The sequence below is a fragment of the Micromonospora sp. NPDC051924 genome, from assembly GCF_055586005.1.
This window is the reverse complement of the sequence record NZ_JBVJJA010000054.1, coordinates 23,268-39,725: the sequence shown is the minus strand read 5'-3', so window position 1 is coordinate 39,725 and position 16,458 is coordinate 23,268. Positions and strand designations below refer to the sequence as shown.

Here is a 16,458-nt window from a genome sequence, read left to right as displayed (position 1 = left end):
GCGCCCAGGTCTGGATCATGTCCTCGACAACATCCGCCACAAATAGAAGATCATGCCCGAGGCCACAACCTCACCAACTGAGACACCCCCTAAGCTAAGGCGCGAGTTGTCGAGGCTAAGCCTGTCCAACTGTCCGGTCGGTCTGGTCGTGGTCAGGACGTCGGCTGCTGCCTGGACTGGACCGTTGCGTTCTGCCGGGTGACACCTCACCAGGATCACCGCCATCGGGCCGGGGCTCGTCGCGCCACCGTTCGATGGTCTGCACCATCCAGAACACGGCAAAGAACGCGGCGACGACGATCTCGAGCAGGAACAGGCTGATCCAGCCGACAAGCCACAGCAAGATGCCTACGCCGGCGGCCCCTAGCAGGACCCGCGCGAACCATGCGTAGAAATCCCGGGAGTGGGCCAGCGCGCCGGGAACGGCGTTCAGAGTCTCCGGCCGCCCCTCGTCCCGTCGGAGTGCGTTGGCCACCGCCACGACGATGATGCAGGCAAGCAGGCCAACGGCGGCGATGTAGTGGGCGTTGTCAATAAACCATGCCCTGGACGTCGCGAAAGCACCGGCACAGCCGCCGTACACCACCACCGTCGCCACGAAGGCCCATCGAGGGAACTTTGCCCCAGGCGTCCTTCGATCTTTCAACGAGTAGAAGAGCACGGCGGCGAGGAAAGCCAGCGCGCCCACGAACAGCAGGGCAACCGTGCTGTTCTCGACGTTGGCTTTGGTGGCCTCGGCCAATGTCCGGACCGTGGGGCAGTCCAGCTCTTGGAGCGCCGGACTGTCCGCCTGCTCGCAGGCACGGACCGCCGTCCGATAGTCCGCGCCACGCGACGTGGGAACGATCGCGACCACGGCCGCAAACATGCCGCCGAGGTTGAGGAATACGTCCTCAACCTCGTTCGTCCCTTTCAGAGCGATCATGCAGGTTCCGAGGGCGATGAGGGCCCCGACGAAGATCGCCTGCGCAGGGGTGTAGTAGTAGGCACTAACGGATGCGAGGAACGCGCCTGCTTGCAGGCTGTGATAACCGACCGCTGCTCCTAGGCCCAGCAGCAGCGCGACCATCGCCGTCCGCAGGTAGCGGTAGGACTTCACCTCGATGTCGGACATTTCGATGCTCCTCGACCGCAGTGAGCGCGCCCTTGTGTACGCATCGTGTACCGAGAAAAGTGCGCCCGGCGGACACCGGCGTCCAGCGTGGTGTCGTCAAGCCGACAGTCAACGAAATGCAGTCGGCTTGCCCGGGAGCAACTCCACCTGCCCGGCCCGCATCGTCAGGGAAAACTGCTTCGTGCCGTCCGCCGCAACCGCAGTTCCCAACCTGCAAAGGTCAAGTCGGCCTGGACCACTACCAGGTCCGCGGATGGACCGGCTGGTACGGCTTCATCACCCTGGCCATGCTCGCCCTGGCCGTTCTGACCGTCCTCGCCACCACCGCCCAGCAGCCGAACGCCAACCCAGAGGTCATCGGGATGACCGTCGCCCAGATCCGCCGGCTCCTCAACCCCTTCGTCCTCGCCACACCGCTGTCACCAGTGCGGCGCAGACAGGCGAAGTGACGTTGAAGTATTGGTTCCGCTTCAACGTCGGACACCCGGGCTGGGTGACCAACTGGCGACGAAGAGGTCAAGCGTCGCCGGCGAGATGGTGGTTGACGGGGCGTGACATCCATAGACATCGAGATAGCAGAAGCTAGTGGCGCGCCGAGCCGGCCGGGGCTGGCATCTCATCAGCCGTCGCCTCGGCTGGTTCCGGCGCGATGCCGAGGTCGGCCGAGTGTGGGGTCACCCGGCGCAGCAGCAGGGCGAGGCCGGCGATGGCCACGCACGCCACTGCCAGGCCGTAGAAGTACGGCTGCCCAGCACCGTTGCCCAGCGCGACGCCGGCGAGCGCCGGAGCCACGACCGGGCCGACCTGGTTGGAGAGACTGAAGATTGCGTTATACCGGCCGCGCAGGCGCTCCGGCGCCAGATCGTTGATCAGCGCCGGCAGCGTCGGCGACAGGGTGGTCTCACCTAGGGCGAAGACGCCCAGGGAGGCGATCTGCAGCAGCTCGCGCGTGGGACCGTGGAGCCCGAGTGTGGTCGGCAGGATCAGCACCAGCCACGCCGCGGCGAAGAAGACGGCTGCCCGGGCTGCGCCGCCCCAGCGCGACCGCTCACGGGCGATCCTGATCGCGGGGAGCTGTGCGAGCAGCAGCACGGTGATGTTGAGGAAGAACGCGAAGCCGACAACGCGGGTGGTGCCGCCGCCGTCGCCGGTGACCCATGCCGCGAACGCGGAGTTGGTCTGGGACAGTGCGAACACCATCAACAGGCTGTTGACCAGCAGCGCGCCGAGCAGGGTCCGGTCGCGCAGCACCTGGCGGTAGCCGATCCGCTGCCCGTGCGGTGCCGGCTCCTCGCCCGCGGCGACCGCCGACGAGGAGGCCAACAACGACCGCAGGGCGATCAGGACCATGGCGAACAGCAGGTAGGACGACGCGTCGGCGAGCAGGATCGCCACGTACGGGCCCGGCCGCGCCGAGACGGTCACGAAACCGGAGATCAGCGCACCAGCGCCGAACGCGACATTGGCGCTCATGTAGCGCAGGGCGAAGACCGATCCGCGCTCGGCTGGCGCCACCAAATCGGTCAGCAGCGTGGCGAACCCGTTCCACATCAGACCACTGGCGAACCCGTAGACGACCGCCGCGAGGATCGCCAGCGGCACGGCGGTCGCCACCGTGTAGGCGCAGATGCCCACGGCGGCGACCAGCAGACCGGCGATGAAAGCCCGCAGGGAACCGATCCGATCGATCAACGGGCCGGTCAGCGGCGTCGTGGTGATGCCGGCAACGCCCACGATTCCCAGGATCATGCCTGCCGTGGGCAGGGTGAACCCGCGGACTTGATGCAGGTAGATGATCAGGAACGGCATCGTGAGACCGCTACCTAGACACGCGAGCATGTTGACGCCTAGCACTAGCCATGCGTGGCGACCCAGCGACGGCAGCCATGACGACCGACGTTCGATCACCCGCTCCCATCCCCTTCGTCGCGCATTCTCCCTTGTGGTCAACAGGTGCCCAGCGCCGCCTTCCGCAGGCCCGAGGAGCCCCACGTGTTCAACTTCTCCAGTTCCAGGCCATCCAACCCCTCGTCGAGCGGTTGGATGCCGATGCCGGCCATCGTGGCGTACGTGTTGCGGTAGCCGATATCTGCGCCGAACTGTGGCGCCGCCTCGTACCGCCCGGCTTGGTAGAGGCAATCGGAAGAGCGGACTGTGCTCCAGACCTGTACGAGCACGTCCGGTGGCTGCTCACCCAGGCCCTCTGATACTCCAGCCGTAGATCGTGATCTTGCTGGTGGGGTCGTGTGATCGGGAGTGCTCCAGTTGGTTGTGGCCGCGCTTGCGTGATGACTACGAGTTCGACGTGGAGCGCTGACGGCAGAAACCGCGGGTTTACGGGACCTGGATCGAGAGAAGCATCCTGGACAACCTCGGGTTGGAATCGTGCCGATCGCGGGCGCGCGGCCGGATCGAGCCTCCGACGTCCACTGCTGCGTGCAGGCCAGATCCGCGCGGCACCCCCGTCCTCTAGCCGAGCGTGAGCATCGCCTCGGTGACCTCGCCGACCGCCGCATCGGGGATCGCAGTGGCAGCCTCCTTGAGGACGAGCAGCCGTGCCCCGGGGATCTCGCGCGCGATCGCCTCGCCGTTGCCAACGGGGAAGAACCGGTCGCGGCGGCCGTGGACGACGAGCGTGGGGACCTCGATCTCGGGCAGGCGCTCACGCCAGCGTGGTTTGCAGTCGAGCCTGGAAAACACCATGCCCATCTGGTTGGCCATCTGGACCGGTGGTGCGGTGCCGGGCGTGCGGTCCCAGACGCGCGCAGCGATTGCGCGCGCGGCGACGGGGTCGTCGCCGAGGATCTCCGCGCCGGCGGCGGCGAACTCCGCAACCGCCTCGCGGTCGGTCCAATCGGGCATCGGACGCGCGAACAGCCGGCTCATCGTCGCCTGGTCATGTTCGGGGAGGTCATCGTCGGGTGGGCCAGGGGCAACCGCGCGGGTGCCGACCAGGGTGAGCGCCGAGAACGCCCCCGGATGATCGAGCACGGCCACCTGGGCGACCATCCCGCCGACGCCGATCCCCGCGAGGTGCGCAGGCCCCCCGCCGAGCGCGTCAGCAAGGGCCGCCGCGTCGGCGGCGAGGTCGCGCAGGGTGTAGGCGGGCGCCTCCGGATCCGTCGTTGTCGAATCCCCGCTATCGCGCAGGTCGTAGCGCACCACACGGCGTCCGCCAGCGGCGAGGCGCTCGCAAAGCGCGTCGGGCCAGGAGAGCATCGTCGTCCCGCCCGCGAGCAGGACGAGTGGCGCGTCGTCGTCCCCGAACGACTCAATGCCCAAGGCGATCTCATTGGCGTTGACAGTGGTCATCGGATCACCGGGAGACGTCGTAGGTCAGGTGCGTCGCGGTCGATGTCGAGAGCACGCTCCGCTGCACCAGCGTGCGCGGCGCTGCGCCGGTGAACAGTGGTGTCCCGGCGCCCAGCACGATGGGCGCGAGGTGCAGCGTCAGCGCGTCGACCAGCCCGGCGTCGAGCGCCGAGCCGATCGTGGCGCCGCCGCCCATGAGGATGACGTCGAGGTCCTTGCCACTGTCCGACGACGCCGCCTCGGCTCGCTCGCGCGCGGCGGTGACGGCATCGGGGAGACCGGTGGTGACGAACGTCCAGTCGAGGTTGGTTGTCCGCACCGACTCGGGCGGCGAGCTCGTCGCGACGACGAACGTGGGCTTGCCGACCTCCCCGGCGCCGTAGCCGGACGTGTCGTCCCAGCCTTTCGGCCCGTCGACCACGTCGAAGAGGTGGCGGCCGAGGACGACGGCGCCCGAGCGGACGGTCCCCTCGCGCAGGAGCCGGCGGTCGTCGGGGTCGTCGGAGAACGCCCACGTGTGCAGGGCCTCGCCGCCGGTTCCCAGACCGTTGTCCGGGCTGGGGTCGGGCCCGGTGACGAAGCCGTCGAGAGAGACCGAGATGTCAGCGATGATTCGAGTCATGCCAGGGCAGACCCGATCCGCCGCCCAAACTCATCGCTCACGCATGAAGCGTGTGGCGGATGCGAACTCGATAGCACGACGCGCGCGGTGGCACGTCGGGCGTACAGCGGACGATCGCCCCGAGCACCTCAGAGGCGCATATGCACAGGTCAAAGACTATGGCAGCTTTGACTCGGCCCGGCCGGTCCGGGGCCGGGCTACCGGATGTTGCCGGTGTGGCCGAGGGAGTATCGGCCGGGCTGCGGCCAGACGGTCAGGCCGTGCGGGCCCCGGCCGACCGGTATCCGGGCCAGCAGCTTGCCGCTCTCCGTGCTCAGCACGTACACCTCGTCGTGGTAGCGCCCGGAGAGCCAGAGCTGCTTGCCGTCCGCCGAGAGGCCGCCCATGTCCGGGCTGCCGCCCCCGGGGATCCGCCAGGTCGCCCTGGGTTTCAGGCCGGGCAGGTCGAGTACGGTCACGCTGCCCTCGTCCCGGTTGGTGACGTAGGCGAGCCGGGCGTCGCGGCTGAAGTAGATGCCGTGCGCACCCCGTCCGGTGCGGATGAAGCCGGTCTGCCGGGTGGCCTGGCCGTCGAAGACGTACACCCCGTTGGCGCGCATGTCCGCGACCAGGAAGTGCTGCCCGTCCGGCGTGAGCCGGGTGTCCTGCGGCATACCGTCGGCCACCTCGGTAAGCCGGAAGTCGCGCAGCTTGCGCAGGCTGACGGCGTCCAGGACCAGCATCCGGTTGGCGAACTCGCAACTGAACAGCATCGTCTTTCCGTCGGCCGAGTAGTCCATGTGGTTGATGCCGCCGCACTCGGGGAACCGAACCGACCGCACCCGCCGCCAGCTACTCACGTCGTAGAAGTCCAGCCGCTGATACGCCTCGGCCACCACGATTGCCTGCTTGCCGTCCGGGGTGAAGTAGAGGTTGTAGACGTCCTCGAGCTTCCGGAACTGGCCCGGCTTGCCGGTCCTGGCGTCGATCGGGACCAGGCCACCGTTGGGGATCTGGCTGGACGCCACGTAGAGCGTGCGCAGATCGTAGGAGGGCACCACGTGCTGCGGTTCCGGCCCGCCTGGGAACTTCTTCACCACCTTGTAGGTCGCCGGGTCGATCACCCAGACGTCGTTGCTCTTGGTGTTCGGCACGTAGACCAGCGGGCGGTCGCCGCGCACCGGCGCGGCGAGCTGGTCGGGGCCAGCTGCGGCGTAGACGTTCCCGGCCGCCGGGTACGTCGGCATGCCCGGCACCAGCGGCCCGAACGACCGGCCCGCCGAGCTGTCGGCGGACGGGCTGGTCAGCACCTCCCTGGTGGGTGCCCGGTCGGTGCAGGCCAGGAGCCCGGCCGACAGGAACAGGGCCGGCACGACGGCCAGCAACTGACTGCGGGACATCGCCTCACAATAACGGACAAATGCCTGCCGGGACGGGGAGAGTCGCCGTCTCCAGTACGGCGGTGATGCCGACTGCGGTGGTGCCTGAGACGGCGCCGAACGTCAGAGTCTCGGTGGGCTGCATGACCCGTGCCTCGGCAGGCGGTGCGCCCTGTGCTACGCGAGCCACTGCGCGAACCTGGTCACCGGGTCCGCGTCGGGCGCCGGCCGCGAGCGCTGAGTATCAGCTGCACGGCGAAGGTGCCATATCGGGGCGAAGCTATCTCCCGGCGGTCAGGGCGGCACCGCGCCGCTCCTCCCGCCGCAGGGTGCAGCTCACCGCCGTGCGGGACGCACTAGACGTGCGTGATCACGTTCTTGCCGTACGCGGTGAGGGTCTTCTCCTTGTCGTCATGCATGAGGTAGAGGGCGAAGTTGTGGACCCCGATCTCCTTGAGCTCCTGCAGCCGGTCGACATGGGCCGACTCGGGGCCGAGCAGGCAGAATCGGTCGACGATGGCGTCGGGGACGAAGTCGGTGGACGGATTGCCGGCGCGGCCGTGGTGTGAGTAGTCGTAGCCGTCGCGGCCTGTGATGTAGTCGGTCAGCGCCTTCGGCACCACGCCGGAGTCACCGTAGCGGGCGACCAGGTCGGCCACGTGGTTGCCGACCATGCCGCCGAACCAGCGCAGCTGATTCCGTTGGTGTACGAGGTTCGTACCCACGTAGGCGGGGGCGGCCACGCACATCGTGATCGAGTCCGGATCCCGGCCGAAGGCGCTGGCCGCGTCGCGTACCGTGCCGATCGTCCAGCGGGCGATGTCCGGGTCGGCGGTCTGCAGGATGAAGCCGTCGGCCTGCTCGCCGACCAGCCGCAGCGCCTTCGGGCCGTAGGCGGCCATCCAGATCTCCAGCTTGCCGTCACGCACCCACGGGATGCGCACCGGCGTGCCGTGGTGTTCGACGTCGCGTCCCTCGGCCAGTTCCTTGATTACGCGCATGGCGCTTCCGAGGGTGGCCAGGCTCGCCGGCGGTTGGCCGATGACTCGGCGGGCCGAGTCGCCGCGGCCGATCCCGCAGACGGTTCGGTTGCCGAACATGTCGTTGAGGGTGGCGAAGAGGGACGCGGTGACCGACCAGTCGCGGGTGCTCGGATTGGTCACCATCGGTCCGACGATCAGGTGCTTGGTCGCGGCGAGGACCTGCGAGTAGATGACGAACGGCTCCTGCCACAGCACGCAGGAGTCGAACGTCCACCCGTAGCGGAATCCGTTGTCCTCGGCGGCGGCGAGGCCCGCCACGACGTCGCGAGCGGGCGGGTCGGTCTGCAGTACGACACCGAAGTCCACGGTCAACTCCTCGTCAGATCAGGTACTGGCTGAGGTCGCGCTTCAGGAACGTGCCGTGCCCGGCGGCGCCGTGGAAGGCGTTGTCGTCGACGACGATCCGGCCGCGGGACAACACGGTGGAGACCTTTCCGGTCAGCCGCATGCCCTCGTAGGCGGAATAGTCCACGTTCATGTGGTGGCTGCCGGCGGAGATGGTCTGCTCGGCCGTCGGGTCGTACACCGTGATGTCCGCGTCCGCGCCCGGGGCGATGACGCCCTTGCGTGGGTAGAGACCGAACATCCGGGCGGGCGTGGTCGAGCTGATCTCGACCCAGCGCGGCAGGGTGATCTCGCCCTTCACGACGCCCTGGTAGAGCAGGTCCATCCGGTGCTCGACGCCCGGCATCCCGTTGGGGATCTTCGAGAAATCTCCCCGGCCCAGCTCCTTCTGGTCCTTGAAGCAGAAGGGGCAGTGGTCGGTGGACACCAGCGACAGGTCGTTGGTGCGCAGGCCCCGCCACAGTTCCGCTTGGTGCTCCTTGGGCCGCAGCGGGGGAGAGGCGACGTACTTCGCGCCCTCGAAGTCAGGCCTGGCCAGGTCGTCCAGCGACAGGAACAGGTACTGCGGGCAGGTCTCGGCGAACACGTTCTGCCCGGTGTCGCGGGCCTGGGTGACCGCGTCGAGGGCGTGCGCGGCGGACAGGTGCACGATGTACAGCGGTGCGCCGGTGACCTTCGCCAGGGTGATCGCCCGGGAGGTTGCCTCGCCTTCCAGCTCGGGCGGCCGGGTCAACCCGTGCTGTACCGGGTCGGTCCGTCCACTCGCCAGTGCCTGCGCGACGAGCTGGTCGATGGCGATGCCGTTCTCCGCGTGCATCATGATCATCGATCCGGTGTCCCGGGCCTTCTGCATCGCCCGCAGGATCTCCCCGTCCGTGGCGTAGAAGACACCCGGGTAGGCCATGAACATCTTGAAGGTGTTCACGCCCGCGTCGATGCAGGCCTCCATCTCTTTGAGCGACGTGTCGTTGACGTCCGAGACGATCATGTGGAACCCGTAGTCGATCGCGCAGTTGCCGTCGGCCTTGCTGTGCCACTTGTCCAGCGCGGACAGCAGCGACGTGCCCTTGCCCTGCACGGCGAAGTCGATGATCGTGGTCGTGCCGCCCCAGGCCGCCGCGGTCGTCCCGCTCTCGAAAGTGTCGGCCGAGAATGTGCCCCCGAACGGCATCTCCATGTGGGTGTGGCCGTCGATGCCGCCTGGCACCACGTACTTCCCGGCGGCCTCGATCACTCGCTCGGCGCCGGACGCCCACTGCTGGGCCAGACCCGAGTCCGGCGCGGCGAGCGCGGCGATCCGCTCGCCGTCCACCAGCACGTCCGCCGGGTACTCCCCGGTGGCGTTGATGACTGTTCCGTTGCGGATGACGATGCTCACGGCGTCACCAGCGATTCGTAGGTCTCCGGCCGGCGGTCGCGATAGAACGCCCACAGGTCGCGCACCTCGGCCAGCCTGTCCATGTCGAGATCGCGGATGACGACCTCTTCTTCGGTGTCCGACGCGGCGTCGCCGACCAGTTGCCCCCGCGGGTCCACGAAGTAGGACTGGCCGTAGAAGTCGTTGTCGCCCAACGGTTCCACGCCGACCCGGTTGATCGTGCCGACGTAGTACTCGTTGGCGACCGCGGCGGCCGGCTGCTCGAGGCGCCAGAGGTACTCCGACAGGCCCCGGCTCGTGGCGGAGGGGTTAAAGACGATCTTCGCGCCGGCCAGCCCGAGCGCCCGCCAGCCTTCGGGGAAGTGCCGTTCGTAGCAGATGTAGACGCCGATGCGGCCCACTGCGGTGTCGAACACCGGATAGCCGAGGTTTCCCGGCCGGAAGTAGAACTTCTCCCAGAACCCCTTCACCTGCGGGATGTGGTTCTTGCGGTGCTTGCCGAGGTAGGTGCCGTCGGCGTCGATCACCGCCGCCGCGTTGTAGTAGACGCCTGGCTGTTCCTGCTCGTACATCGGCACGATCAGCACCACACCGTGCTGCTCGGCGATCTCACGCATCAGCGCGGTCGTCGGCCCGTCGGGGATCGCCTCGGTGTACGAGTAGTAGTCGGCGTCCTGCAGCTGGCAGAAGTACGGACCGTAGAACAACTCCTGCAGGCAGACGACCTGTGCGCCCTGCGACGCGGCGCTGCGGATCGCCTCCACCGCGTTCGCGATCATCGACTCCTTGTCGCCGGTCCACTTCTGCTGCACCAGCCCGGCTCGGATGATGGTGCTCATCGGTTCTCCTCCTTGGCGTGAGCGGTGCGCGGCAGCGACAGCGCCAGGTAGACGACGAACGCGCCGACCAGACCGGCGACCCAGCTGTAGTCGTAGAGCGGCTTGAGCCACGGGATAATCCCGTCCTCGGGGAACGGCCCCTTGCCTGGTGCGGAGTAGGCGCCACCCACCGCGAGGACCGCGCCGACGACGGTGGCGACGATCGCCGCCCAGTTCCAGCCGCCGGAGAACCAGTACCGGCCCTCGGGACGGTAGAGGGCGGGCAACTGGAGGCGCGTGCGGCTGCGGACCCAGTATCCGGCGATGAGCACCCCGGCGACTGCGCCGAGCAGGCCGCCGTAGAACCCGAGCCACACGAAGATGTAGATGTTGGGGTCCTGCACCAGCCGCCACGGCTGGATCAGGATGCCGAGCACGCCGGTGATCAGCCCTCCGGTCCGGAAGTTGACCAGTCGGGGTGCGGCGTTGGAGAAGTCGTACGCCGGGCTGACCGTGTTCGCAGCGACGTTCACCGACAGCGTCGCGACCACGACCGTGAACAGACCCAGCGCGACGACCAGGGGGTTCTCGAACTTGGCGGCGAGCTGGATGGGGTCCCAGATCGCCTCGCCGTAGATGACGGCCGTGCCTGAGGTGATCATGATCGACAGGATGGCGAAGAACGACATCGTGGTGGGTAGGCCGAAGACCTGGCCATACGCCTGCTGCCGCTGGCTGCCGCCGAACCGGGTGAAGTCGGGGATGTTCAGCGACAGGGTCGCCCAGAACGCGATCATCGCCATCAGGGAAGGTGCGAACAGCTTCCAGAAGTCGGCGCCCCAGCCCAGCTTCGACGGCTCGGACAGGATCGGGCCGAGCCCGCCGGCCTCGACCATGACCCAGATCAGCAGGGCGACGGCCACCACGATGACGAACGGCGCTGCCCAGTTTTCGAAGCGCCGCAGGGTGTCCATGCCCCGCCAGATGATGGCCATCTCGATCGCCCAGAACAGGAAGAAGGAGGCCCACAGCGTCCAGGGGTAGTCCATGATCCGCGCCGCGTCGGCCCACCAGGAGCCCAGCAGTTTCCCGGCGATCGCGTAGATCGCCTCGCCGCCGATCCAGGTCTGGATACCGAACCAGCCGCACGCGATGAGCGCGCGCAGCAGAGCCGCGAGGTTGGCCCCGCGAACTCCGTAGAACGCGCGGGCGAAGACCGGGAACGGAATTCCGTACTTGGTGCCCGCGTGGCTGTTCAACAGCATCGGGATCAGGACGAGCAAGTTGCCCAGCGTGATCGTGAGGAACGCCTGCACCCAGTTCATGCCGAGCTGGATGAGCCCGGCGGCGAGCAGGTAGGTGGGGATGTTGTGCGCCATGCCGATCCACAGCGCCGCGAAGTTGTACGTGTTCCAGGTGCGTTTCTCGATCGGTACCGGGGCGAGCTCCTCGTTGAAGTAGCGGCTGTCGGCGATCGTGGAGAAGTCGCGCAACTCGACTCGGCCGTCCGGATGGGTGATCTGCGTGCCGGGTTCGACCGCGGTGGTTTCGGCCGGGGGCAGGGGTTCGACGGTCATCGGTCACCTCCTGTTACGCTGCCGCAACACTGGCCGACCAACCCGGCTCACGCGCTCCTGGTGGGCGGTTCAGCGCGATCTTTATCTGAGAATGGTGGGTGTCGCGAGCCCGCCACGGGCAGCGGCAAAGTGTCCACGCTTGCCATGATCGGGGCACACTCTGTCCACGGCATGCCCGCGCCGACCTGTCAATCAGCACGGTGGGTGGATTCGCGCAGCGGGAGCCCTACGCGTCGAGTTCGTGCACCAGGAGCGCGACGTACAGCGACAGCACCGACTCCGGGTCCTCCAGCGACACCCCGAGCACCTGCGCGATCCGCGACAGCTGCTGGTAGTAGGCCGTACGCGACAGGTGCGCCGCAGCGGCCGCCGCCGACTTGTTCCCGCCCTGCTCGCAATAGCAGCGCAGCAGCTCCACCAGCCGGCTGCGCTGGTGGGCGTCCCGCGCCAGCAGCGGGCCCAACTCCCGGTCTGCGAACGCCTGGACCCGCTCGTCCTCCCGCAACAGGTGCAACAGGCCGCGCAGGCGCACGTTGTCCAGCCTGTGGTAGAGCTGCGCACCGGGGGTGCGGAGGGCCGCCCCCGCGACGTGGGCGGCCTCGCCGAGGCTGCGGCGCACCTCGGCGGCGTGTGACACGGTGGTGCCGACCGCCACCAGCACCGGGCCGGCTGTCGAGCGGTGTACCTCCTCGGCCACCCGACGTAGGACCGCGTCGACCCTGGCGTGGGCGGGCAGCGACAACAGCGCCCGTACGCTCGTGTCGTCCACGACGCCCACCAGGGCGGGCACTGACACCCGCCGTGCGGCCGACGCGGTCACCTCGGCGAGGTCGCGCAGCACCTCCTGAGTGGCCAGCGCAGGCGCGCGTGGCGTCATGTGCCCGGGCCGGATCGCCACCCCGATGAGCTGCCGCCGTTCGAGGCCGACGCCCAGCGCGGCCGCCCGGGCGGCCAGATCCGGCGGCGGTACCGCCTGACCGAGCAGTTGCGCGAGCAACATCCGATGCGTCTGCCGTTCCAAACTCTCCCGATCACGTGCCACGAGCCGATGCACCGCCAGCGCCGACGCGGCCCGCTCCGCGACCACCATGTGCCGGTGCGGCGGAGGGCCCGGCGAGAGCAGCACCAGGCGTCCCCAGTCGGCGCCCTGCGCGCCGACCACCGTGACCAACCAGCCGGCCTCCTCGTCGTAGGCCGTTCGCTCAGGCACGGCCACGGACCGGGACCGCTGACTCCAGTCCGCGAGCAGCTCGGTGGGATCCTGCCCAGCCGCGTCGTACGCGAGCACCTCGTGCCCCAGCGTCTCCAGCACGACGGGCAGCCCGGAGATCCTGGCCACCTCGCGCAGCACCTCGGCCGGCTCGGCCCCGGCCACGGTGAGCGAGGTGAACGTCTCGTGCACCTGCTCGGCGGCCCGCAGCTCGGCGAGTTGGGCGTCGACGATCAGCGCCACCACCGCCTCGGTGACGGACACGAACCGCGTCTCTTCCGCGAGCGTGATCAGGGGGAGTCGGTGCCGGTCGGCAGCTGTCACGAGCGCCTCGGGTACGTGATCGTTCCACCGGCGGACCAACTCGATGACCAGTCCCGCCGCGTGGACCGCGGCCAGGTCGTCCACGTAGCCCGTGAGCGCCGCCGGCTCCTCCGGCAGCGCGATGCCGGTGGTCAGTACCAGTTCCCCACCGCGGAGCAGGTGCGCGATGTCGGCGACCTCCGCCACGTGGACCCAGCGGACCCGGCCCTGCATCCCGGCCGACCCGGCCACCACCTGCGGCCTCGCGCGCCGGATCACCGGCAGCGCGACGGCTTCGGCGACGGAGGGATACATCGCGACCTCCCTACTACCGGGATTACACACAACGTAATGGCAGCGGCCGCAGAGCGGTACAGGTTGCACATAGCGGTTGGACAACGAATGCCGCCACACTCGGCCTACCGGCGGAGATACGGAGGACGCGATGGCGCACCGCGAGCTGCTGACCAGACACCGGTCCGTGATGCCGAAGTGGTTGGCGCTGTACTACGAACAGCCGATCGAGTTCGCCAGCGCCTCCGGCCGCCGGGTGACCGACCGGGAGGGACGCACCTACCTCGACTTCTTCGCCGGCATCCTCACCAACGCGATCGGCTACGACGTGGCCGAGATCAGCGACGCGGTCCGGTCGCAGATCGACACCGGCGTGCTGCACTCCTCCACGCTCTACCTGATCCAGTCGCAGGTCGAGCTCGCGGAGAAGATCGCGGAGCTCTCCGGGATCCCGGACGCCAAGGTGTTCTTCACCAACTCGGGCACCGAGGCGAACGAGACCGCGCTGATGCTCGCCACCCAGCACCGGCGCAGCGAGCAGGTGCTCGCCCTGCGCAACTCCTACCACGGCCGCGCGTTCGCCACCGTCGGCATCACCGGCATCCGCGGCTGGTCGGCCAGCGCGCTCAGCCCCGTCAAGGTGAGCTGGGTGCACGGCGGCTACCGCTACCGCAGCCCTTTCCGGGACCTGTCCGACGCGGACTACGTCCGCGCCTGCATCGCCGACCTGCGCGAGATCATCGAGACGACGACCGCGGGTGACGTCGCGTGCATGATCGTCGAACCGATCCAGGGCGTCGGCGGCTTCGCCACCCCACCGGACGGGCTGTTCGGCGAGTTCAAGAAAGTGCTCGACGAGTACGGGATCCTCCTCGTCTCCGACGAGGTGCAGACCGGCTGGGGCCGTACCGGCGAGCACTTCTGGGGCATCCAGGCGCACGGCGTCGTACCCGACGCGATCACCTTCGCCAAAGGCCTGGGCAACGGCCTGGCGATCGGCGGAGTCATCGCCCGGGCGGACCTCATGGACTGCCTCGGCGCGAACTCGATCTCCACCTTCGGCGGCAACCCGCTCGCCACCACCGGCGCTCTGGCCTCGCTCAACTATCTCCTGGAACACGACCTCCAGGCCAACGCCGCAGACCTGGGTGCCCGGCTGCTCGACGGCCTCCGTGCGGTCGCGCAGGCGTATCCCGTGGTCGGCGACGTCCGCGGCAAGGGTCTGATGATCGCGCTGGAACTCGTCGGACCCGATGGCGCGCCCCACCCGGCGGCCGCCGCCGCACTGCTGGAGGAATCCCGGGAACGTGGACTGCTCGTCGGCAAGGGCGGCCTGTACGGCAACGTCATCCGCCTGGCACCACCGATGACGCTGACCCGGGCCGAGGCGGACGAGGCGCTTGAGATCCTCACCCAGTCGATCGAGGCCGTGGCCAAGGAGGTGCAGCAGCGATGAGGACCACCCATTGGATCGGCGGCAAGCCGTGGAACGGCGTCGCCGAACGCGCCGGCGACATCTACGACCCCGCCACCGGACAGATCGCAGGGCACGTCGACTTCGCGACCGCCGCGGTCGTCGACCAGGCCGTCGCCGCCGCCGGCGAGGCCGTCACCCGCTGGCGTACGGCTTCCCTCGCCCAACGGTCAAACGTGATGTTCGCCTTCCGGGAACTGCTCAACGCCCGCCGGCCCGAACTGGCCAAGATCATCACCGCCGAGCACGGCAAGGTGCTGTCCGACGCCGCGGGGGAGATCCAACGCGGGCTGGAGAACGTGGAGTTCGCCTGCGGCATCCCACCGATGCTCAAGGGCGGGTTCAGCGAAAACGCCTCCACCCAGGTCGACGTGTACTCCATCCGGCAGCCGCTCGGCGTGGTCGGCGTAATCACCCCGTTCAACTTCCCCGCCATGGTGCCGCTGTGGTTCGCGCCGAACGCGATCGCGTGCGGCAACAGCGTGGTCCTCAAGCCGAGCGAGAAGGACCCGTCCGCGGCGAACTTCCTCGCCGAACTGTTCGCCGAGGCCGGGCTACCGGACGGAGTGTTCAACGTCGTGCACGGCGACAAGGAGGCAGTCGACCGTATTCTCGAACACCCGGCGGTGAAGGCGATCTCCTTCGTCGGCTCCACCCCGATCGCCCGCTACGTCTACGAGACCGGCACCCGCAACGGCAAGCGTGTGCAGGCGCTCGGCGGCGCGAAGAACCACATGGTCGTACTGCCCGACGCCGACCTCGACCTCGCCGCCGACGCCGCCGTCTCGGCCGGCTTCGGCTCGGCCGGCGAACGCTGCATGGCCATCTCCGTCGTCGTGGCCGTCGACCCGGTCGGCGACGCGCTGGTCGGCAAGATCAGCGAGCGGATCGCCGCACTCCAGGTCGGCGACGGCCGTCGGCCGGGCTGCGAGATGGGGCCGCTGGTCACCGGCGCCCACCGCGACCGGGTGGTGTCGTACCTGGACGCCGGACGGGCCGCGGGGGCAGAGCTGGTGGTCGACGGGCGAAGCCACCCGATCGACGGTGAGCGAGCCGGCTTCTGGCTCGGGCCGACCCTCTTCGATCACGTCGACACCGACATGTCCATCTACACCGACGAAATCTTCGGACCGGTGCTCTCGGTGCTGCGCGTGCCCAGCTACGACGACGCCGTCGAGGTGGTCAACACCAACCGCTACGGCAACGGCACCGCCATCTTCACCAACGACGGCGGCGCAGCCCGGCGCTACCAGAACGAGATCGAGATCGGCATGGTCGGAGTGAACGTCCCGATCCCGGTCCCGGTTTCGTACTACTCCTTCGGCGGGTGGAAGGACTCCCTGTTCGGTGACGCGCACGCGTACGGGCCGGAGGGAGTGAACTTCTTCGTCAGATCCAAGGTGGTCACCAGCCGGTGGCTCGACCCCTCCCACGGTGGAGTGAACCTCGGCTTCCCACAGAACAGCTGAGCACCCGGACCCGAGCCGCACGGCACAGGTGGCAGGCGTCTCGACGACGGCCATTACCGGTTCGTGACACATCGGGGATCATCTGCGGATATGCGCATGACAGCGTCAGCCGGGTGATCCGGGAGCCCGTGCCCGTCGCAC

At 68.6% G+C, this 16,458-nt stretch carries 13 protein-coding genes and 1 pseudogene; 3 read left to right on the top strand and 11 right to left on the bottom strand.

Features of this window, described 5'->3' with window-relative positions; all coding sequences use genetic code 11:
• Positions 1-115: 115 nt before the first annotated feature.
• Positions 116-1,114: a hypothetical protein gene (locus ACZ6S5_RS30085; protein ID WP_466005604.1), complete on the bottom strand. Its 999-nt coding sequence runs from the start codon at positions 1,112-1,114 to the stop codon at positions 116-118.
• Between the two features lie 203 nt (positions 1,115-1,317).
• Between ACZ6S5_RS30085 and ACZ6S5_RS30080 the strand changes: the two are divergent.
• A pseudogene (locus tag ACZ6S5_RS30080) lies at positions 1,318-1,563 on the top strand (IS701 family transposase); the annotation flags it as partial.
• 133 nt (positions 1,564-1,696) lie between these two features.
• Here the strand turns inward: ACZ6S5_RS30080 and ACZ6S5_RS30075 are convergent.
• The 10 genes from ACZ6S5_RS30075 to ACZ6S5_RS30030 form a co-directional block, all read right to left on the bottom strand.
• Positions 1,697-3,022 (bottom strand): MFS transporter, encoded by a 1,326-nt coding sequence (locus tag ACZ6S5_RS30075; RefSeq protein WP_466005603.1) that lies wholly within the window; start codon positions 3,020-3,022, stop codon positions 1,697-1,699.
• 38 nt (positions 3,023-3,060) lie between these two features.
• Complete coding sequence (locus tag ACZ6S5_RS30070) at positions 3,061-3,291, bottom strand: hypothetical protein (protein WP_466005602.1); 231 nt, start codon at positions 3,289-3,291, stop codon at positions 3,061-3,063.
• 292 nt (positions 3,292-3,583) lie between these two features.
• On the bottom strand, positions 3,584-4,426 hold the full coding sequence (locus tag ACZ6S5_RS30065; protein ID WP_466005601.1) for an alpha/beta fold hydrolase: 843 nt from the start codon (positions 4,424-4,426) through the stop codon (positions 3,584-3,586).
• 4 nt (positions 4,427-4,430) lie between these two features.
• Positions 4,431-5,048 carry a dihydrofolate reductase family protein gene (locus ACZ6S5_RS30060; RefSeq protein WP_466005600.1) on the bottom strand — a complete coding sequence of 206 codons (618 nt, stop codon included), beginning with the start codon at positions 5,046-5,048 and terminating at the stop codon, positions 4,431-4,433.
• A 197-nt stretch (positions 5,049-5,245) separates the two neighbouring features.
• A complete protein-coding gene (locus tag ACZ6S5_RS30055; RefSeq protein ID WP_466005599.1) occupies positions 5,246-6,427 on the bottom strand; it encodes a YncE family protein in 1,182 nt (393 codons plus the stop codon).
• A 335-nt stretch (positions 6,428-6,762) separates the two neighbouring features.
• Positions 6,763-7,755 carry a TIGR03842 family LLM class F420-dependent oxidoreductase gene (locus ACZ6S5_RS30050; RefSeq protein WP_466005598.1) on the bottom strand — a complete coding sequence of 331 codons (993 nt, stop codon included), beginning with the start codon at positions 7,753-7,755 and terminating at the stop codon, positions 6,763-6,765.
• Between the two features lie 13 nt (positions 7,756-7,768).
• Positions 7,769-9,172: a dihydropyrimidinase gene (hydA, locus tag ACZ6S5_RS30045; protein ID WP_466005597.1), complete on the bottom strand. Its 1,404-nt coding sequence runs from the start codon at positions 9,170-9,172 to the stop codon at positions 7,769-7,771.
• The gene (locus ACZ6S5_RS30040; protein ID WP_466005596.1) at positions 9,169-10,011 is read right to left on the bottom strand and encodes a nitrilase-related carbon-nitrogen hydrolase; all 843 of its coding nucleotides are present in this window, start codon (positions 10,009-10,011) and stop codon (positions 9,169-9,171) included. The genes hydA and ACZ6S5_RS30040 overlap by 4 nt, the downstream gene beginning before the upstream one ends.
• A complete protein-coding gene (locus tag ACZ6S5_RS30035; protein ID WP_466005595.1) occupies positions 10,008-11,567 on the bottom strand; it encodes an NCS1 family nucleobase:cation symporter-1 in 1,560 nt (519 codons plus the stop codon). The genes ACZ6S5_RS30040 and ACZ6S5_RS30035 overlap by 4 nt, the downstream gene beginning before the upstream one ends.
• 226 nt (positions 11,568-11,793) lie before the next feature.
• Positions 11,794-13,395, bottom strand: coding sequence for a PucR family transcriptional regulator (locus ACZ6S5_RS30030; protein WP_466005594.1), 1,602 nt, complete (start codon positions 13,393-13,395; stop codon positions 11,794-11,796).
• A 130-nt stretch (positions 13,396-13,525) separates the two neighbouring features.
• Between ACZ6S5_RS30030 and ACZ6S5_RS30025 the strand changes: the two genes are divergently transcribed.
• Positions 13,526-14,830, top strand: a complete 1,305-nt coding sequence (locus ACZ6S5_RS30025; RefSeq protein ID WP_466005593.1) for an aspartate aminotransferase family protein — start codon at positions 13,526-13,528, stop codon at positions 14,828-14,830.
• A complete protein-coding gene (locus tag ACZ6S5_RS30020; protein ID WP_466005592.1) occupies positions 14,827-16,317 on the top strand; it encodes a CoA-acylating methylmalonate-semialdehyde dehydrogenase in 1,491 nt (496 codons plus the stop codon). Before ACZ6S5_RS30025 ends, ACZ6S5_RS30020 begins: the two co-directional genes overlap by 4 nt.
• The last annotated feature ends 141 nt before the right edge of the window (positions 16,318-16,458 follow it).

Bases quoted from the DNA above. Each gene is read 5' to 3' on its own strand.
- ACZ6S5_RS30085 (WP_466005604.1), bottom strand. From the start codon at position 1,114: ATGTCCGACATCGAGGTGAAGTCCTACCGCTACCTGCGGACGGCGATG.
- ACZ6S5_RS30065 (WP_466005601.1), bottom strand. From the start codon at position 4,426: ATGACCACTGTCAACGCCAATGAGATCGCCTTGGGCATTGAGTCGTTC.
- ACZ6S5_RS30060 (WP_466005600.1), bottom strand. From the start codon at position 5,048: ATGACTCGAATCATCGCTGACATCTCGGTCTCTCTCGACGGCTTCGTC.
- ACZ6S5_RS30055 (WP_466005599.1), bottom strand. From the start codon at position 6,427: ATGTCCCGCAGTCAGTTGCTGGCCGTCGTGCCGGCCCTGTTCCTGTCG.
- ACZ6S5_RS30040 (WP_466005596.1), bottom strand. From the start codon at position 10,011: ATGAGCACCATCATCCGAGCCGGGCTGGTGCAGCAGAAGTGGACCGGC.
- ACZ6S5_RS30035 (WP_466005595.1), bottom strand. From the start codon at position 11,567: ATGACCGTCGAACCCCTGCCCCCGGCCGAAACCACCGCGGTCGAACCC.
- ACZ6S5_RS30030 (WP_466005594.1), bottom strand. From the start codon at position 13,395: ATGTATCCCTCCGTCGCCGAAGCCGTCGCGCTGCCGGTGATCCGGCGC.
- ACZ6S5_RS30025 (WP_466005593.1), top strand. From the start codon at position 13,526: ATGGCGCACCGCGAGCTGCTGACCAGACACCGGTCCGTGATGCCGAAG.
- ACZ6S5_RS30020 (WP_466005592.1), top strand. From the start codon at position 14,827: ATGAGGACCACCCATTGGATCGGCGGCAAGCCGTGGAACGGCGTCGCC.